Origin of the sequence: Microcoleus sp. MON2_D5 (assembly GCF_036701905.1) — a bacterium.
Classification (GTDB): Bacteria; Cyanobacteriota; Cyanobacteriia; order Cyanobacteriales; family Microcoleaceae; genus Microcoleus.
Genome location: NZ_JAUBRM010000189.1, coordinates 1 through 4483, shown reverse-complemented (window position 1 = coordinate 4483; position 4483 = coordinate 1). Strand labels below are relative to the sequence as shown.

Below are 4483 nucleotides of genomic sequence, written 5' to 3'. Positions count from 1 at the left end.
GCGAATAACGAAGCAATCGCAGTATCTGTTTTTCACAGAGTTTTGTCTCCATGAGTGTCTTATCTGAACCGTATTGGCCTATAGGTAGCAAGAGGAATGAGATGGTAGTCGAACCCCTTATGCCAGAAAGCAACGGATTGGAGTTTACCCATAAAATAAGTACAGTGAAACATCCCTTCTGGGACGGTGAGTGGCCACTTTTCCCCATATTGTGCTTGCCAATCTATATGCCAGCCTCCTCTTTTCCTTTCCGTAAAACCTTCTCTAAGTAGCTCTACAATACAAACTGTCACCAGTAGTACACTACAAGCTGTCACCAGTCGTAGACTACAGGCTACCGCGCACTTCCTCCAGTTCATCAGATTTGCCTCCAGACCTCTCATGTCTCATCCAGTATTCTCCCTCAGCCGATGGCTAGGAAGTACGAACTTCGTCACGGTCTGAAACTTTTTTCCTTGCGATCAAAGTGAGAGTGATTGAGGATGCTGTATAAATCAGTCTGACTTGTAGATTTAAAGTTTCAAATTGAAAATGAAATCATAATTAGTTTTTAAAAAAATCTAAAATCTGAAATTTAAAATTCTAACATCACTCAATCCCTTATGGGGTCTGGATTGTTGTGTATTGACATCAACTTTGTTTTGTCCTGGTTTTTCTGTCTTACGTGTTTTACGTGTTTGTCATACATTTACACTCTCACTCGCTAGGTTCTGTATCACGAGCTAGATTGTTGGGGCTGATTTGGTTGCCAAGATGCTTGCTGCACCGTTGCCTAAAAATGACATTCCACTTCTAAAAGTTAGAGAGTCAAATAGAAATCAGAATTTCTATATCCTCACGTAGCTGTACCAGTTTCAAGCTCTAGGCGAGGAAAATTGCGTATCCCCGCCTTGATTCCTAGCGGGATTTTTTTGACGGGGCGTTAAGTCTTTATTGAGGTAAAAAGATTTAGAAACCGTCGAAAAAATCCCGTCCGCCCGTCCGGCGAAGAGGACACCAAAAGTCATGTGTAACGCGCTTGGTATACTGTCTTACAGTTTGTCTAACTATGTCTTACGCTTTGCCTGTGTCGTCTTACATTTACCTATATCGTCTTACAACTTTTTAGGAGTGTCTTACATCCTAATTGCTCCTTTAATGCTTCCCTCGGTTAGTGTTCCAGCAGTTAAAATTTAGTGTTCCGCTGGAAGCCTCGGAACACTGCGGAAGCTTCCCTGACAGGACAGAAAAAACCTCGGAAGCCCTGATGGAATGCGGGTGGAACGGTAAACCTAACAAATCGGACAAACTCCTGACACCTTGCAATATAAGTGTTTTAGCTGTCAGACGGACAATCTGACAGACGCTTGTCCGATAGCTGTCAGACGGACAGCTTGACACCTGTCAGCAAGGGTGCGATCGTAGTTGGTAAGGAAGATTGATGCGCGGTTGACGAGCACTTGCAATGCTAGCCAAACCACGACTTCCCCAAATCGTTGTAGTAGAACGTTTGGAGCTTAATAATTATGTCAGTTTTAGAATGCTTGTCTAGTGCAAGCGTGGAAACTTCTGCATTTCCCCGGCGCGAGCTGCTGGTTAAATCTTTGCCTCTACCAGAGTTTGCGATCGGTGATTTGGTATCTGAGGACTGGGAAGCTGAAGACGCGAAGGGAGTTGAGTATGCTGGTACTGATTTTGGGGAAGTTTTAGGTCTTCGATGGGTTTCAGAAGCCGAGTCGTGGTTACCCCAAAACACTTGGATATATTTTGTGCGGTGGACGCACAGCACTTCTGATGTTTTCTCTTATCCCACCTATGATGGGGAACCGAACATGGGGTGTGACTTGAGATTGATTAAACGCGCTTAAACGTCCTCTTGTGGCTGTCTTACGGTTAGCAATATTCGTAAGACAGCCACATACAGCTTTGTTTTACAGGCAGCACTGTACGTAAGACAACCACATAAAACTGAACAGAACGTGCTAAACGAATGCTAGAATTGGAGGAGAAACGCTACAAAAGCCCAAATACTTTTTTAAGTTAATGAGAACGTGGGCCGGGGGGAGCAGGCGGGCTATGCCCCGCCCCCCCGGCCGCGCTAACCGGGTCTGGTGATACCCGGTAAACTCCCCAAAAAAAAACATATGTGGTAAACTAACCACTTTCAAAAATTGGAAACTGTAGACAGCAGTGTAGACACCCTAAAATTAGCGGTTAGCAAAAATAAAGACTTAGAACGCTATATCCTGAAAATATGGTGGATTTAAATTTTTGCATCGAATTCGTTGAACGCAATGTCTGGGCTTTAACAGCTCCAGGGCAAACGATATTTGAGTATTATACTGCTCTGTTTTGGGCTCAGGAGCCACCAATAATGGCGATGCCACTAATTCCAATGCCGTCCGCATTGTTAAAAACGCTTGTTCTACATGGCTTCTCCAAAAAGGATTTTGATTTTTGGACTTGTGTGGTCAGATTAATGACCCAGTATATCGGCAAAGAAATCACGGTTATGCTGCGAGCTTTGCTCAAAACGCACTTTTTGGAGCTCTTAGTGGATGCCTTCTTGTGGGTCATAGATGAGCTTACATCTACTGACACCGAACTCTGCAAAATTGAAACAGGTCGCGACCCGCCTAAAATCTTTATTCCTATCCCCAAGATTGAATCGAATGGCTGTACTCGCAGCGATTTACTTCTGCTCGCTTAAAACTAAGCGGGCGGTTTTCCCTTGTGTTTAAACTACACACACCAAAAAACCGCTAAATCAATTGGACACTGAGCAGCGGCTTTTTGGATTTAATTCACATCACACTCGCTTAGGGCGAGCAATGACTTATGACCTATTCTACAGCTATTCCTGGGCAATTCTACCCCTTTACTTCCTCTATGGCTAAGAAACTGAGAGAGGCTGGCTTATCCGCTGCTGAGTGGCGCTTCTGGGCTTACTTAACAGAGCAAGACCCTTGGGGCGATCGGTACAAAGAATTAGACCCACTCGACATCATGAGAGAGTGTGGCATGAGTAAAGCCACTTACTACAGGGCAAAAGCTAAATTTCAGGAGTTAGGAATATTTGATTTTCAGGAGAGTAAAGTCAGTTTTAGGAATTTAGAGGGAATTTCCCAAATGAGACAAGAGTCTCAAAAATCAGAGCCTACTCTCAAAAATGAGACAGCTACTCTCAAAAATGAGACAGCAAAAGCAGAAATGAGACCGAAATCGCAAGAAAGAGAAAACGAATCTCTGCATCCTGTTCCCAGTAAGGATTCTAAAACTCTTCAGACTTCTTCAGACTTTAATCAGACTAATCAAACTCTCTCAGAAGCAAAAAGAGAGAGAAATGAATTTCTTTGGAAAAATTTTGATGAATCAATTCGGAGGGAACTCAGCTATTTTGCGTACCAAGTTGTAATTCCGAAATTACCGCAAAGACCAACCCTCTCGGATGTATGGATAGTCTGTCACTGCGAAGAACTCTTTAACCAGATGATGCGCGATGTTGAATTTCAAAAAAAATGGGATGAACTTTCCTTAAATTCTCCGGCGGTAGAATTTAAGGAGAATACTTCTAAGCTTGAACCGCGTGACACAGTGGACTGGTAAATAACTAGCGGTTACATATAGAGGTTGCAGAACTCTTTGGGTAACTTTAAGCCCTGGCTCAGGATATCTCTATTTTTTGATCCAATCTCTACAACGTCTATTCTCAACAAATTGTTATAATTGAGAAATTCTATAAATAGTAGAGAGGTGACTAAGTGACAAAATATAGCTTTGCCAACCAAGCTGACAGATTTTCAAGAGCTCGAACAGAGCTTATGACACCACATCGTGATGGAGAAGAAAAAAGTTTTATCGAAGCGCGGATTCAATGCAGACAAGCATTTCAAGATTTTGATGAAACACAAGTTGACGACGAAAGTGCCCGTGGTTGGATCAAAACTATTAGACGTTTCATAGCCAAAACTAGCGGGCAAGCTCTGCATGGAGGTTTGGTTGAGTGCATACGTGATATGGACTTAGAAGAAAAGTGTGAATTTTCAAAAGCTGTTGATCAGCTTGCAAGTTGGTTTAAAGGAAAATCCTGGGCTGAGACAGAAAGCTAGCTCAGGATACGTTCATATCCTGATGAAGTTTTAGCCGTTCCGATCGGTGGGGGAGGTATTGAAAATTCGATTTTTCAATGCCTGACACGGCACACCCGAAGGCTAAGTCAGGATAGCTCAATATCCTGACTTAGCTGCAACACTTCTACGTCCTGACCTAAAAAATATGGATATTCCCTCTAGAGAGGTGGTGTCCTTGTTTGCACCATTTTAAACCTTCTTTAAGCACCAGGTCGGTATCCATTTTTTTACCTGGTTTTTTTGGATCGGGTTTCACAATTAAATCTATTGGGCGATTCCTAGAATGTTGCCTATAGGTCAATACGGTTCAGTTAATGTTTTTTTGTCATTGCGAGCGAATAACGAAGCAATCGCAGTATCTGTTTTTCACAGAG

At 42.8% G+C, this 4483-nt stretch carries 5 protein-coding genes; 4 read left to right on the top strand and 1 reads right to left on the bottom strand.

Translation table 11 applies throughout. The features are described 5' to 3' along the window. Window positions 1-1322: 1322 nt before the first annotated feature. On the bottom strand, window positions 1323-1460 hold the full coding sequence (locus QUA47_RS30340; protein ID WP_333433550.1) for a hypothetical protein: 138 nt from the start codon (window positions 1458-1460) through the stop codon (window positions 1323-1325). 45 nt (window positions 1461-1505) lie between these two features. Here QUA47_RS30340 and QUA47_RS30335 point away from each other — a divergent pair, with 45 nt between their 5' ends. The 4 genes from QUA47_RS30335 (at window position 1506) to QUA47_RS30320 (ending at window position 4088) form a co-directional block, all read left to right on the top strand. Beyond that, entirely contained in the window at window positions 1506-1847 is a 342-nt protein-coding gene (locus QUA47_RS30335) for a hypothetical protein (RefSeq protein ID WP_333433549.1), read from the top strand. 386 nt (window positions 1848-2233) lie between these two features. After that, window positions 2234-2689 carry a hypothetical protein gene (locus QUA47_RS30330; protein WP_333433548.1) on the top strand — a complete coding sequence of 152 codons (456 nt, stop codon included), beginning with the start codon at window positions 2234-2236 and terminating at the stop codon, window positions 2687-2689. 128 nt (window positions 2690-2817) lie between these two features. After that, window positions 2818-3585 carry a hypothetical protein gene (locus tag QUA47_RS30325; protein WP_333433547.1) on the top strand — a complete coding sequence of 256 codons (768 nt, stop codon included), beginning with the start codon at window positions 2818-2820 and terminating at the stop codon, window positions 3583-3585. 155 nt (window positions 3586-3740) lie between these two features. Beyond that, window positions 3741-4088, top strand: coding sequence for a hypothetical protein (locus QUA47_RS30320; RefSeq protein WP_333433546.1), 348 nt, complete (start codon window positions 3741-3743; stop codon window positions 4086-4088). Window positions 4089-4483 lie beyond the last annotated feature (395 nt).

Bases quoted from the DNA above. Each gene is read 5' to 3' on its own strand.
- QUA47_RS30335 (WP_333433549.1), top strand. From the start codon at position 1,506: ATGTCAGTTTTAGAATGCTTGTCTAGTGCAAGCGTGGAAACTTCTGCA.
- QUA47_RS30330 (WP_333433548.1), top strand. From the start codon at position 2,234: ATGGTGGATTTAAATTTTTGCATCGAATTCGTTGAACGCAATGTCTGG.
- QUA47_RS30325 (WP_333433547.1), top strand. From the start codon at position 2,818: ATGACCTATTCTACAGCTATTCCTGGGCAATTCTACCCCTTTACTTCC.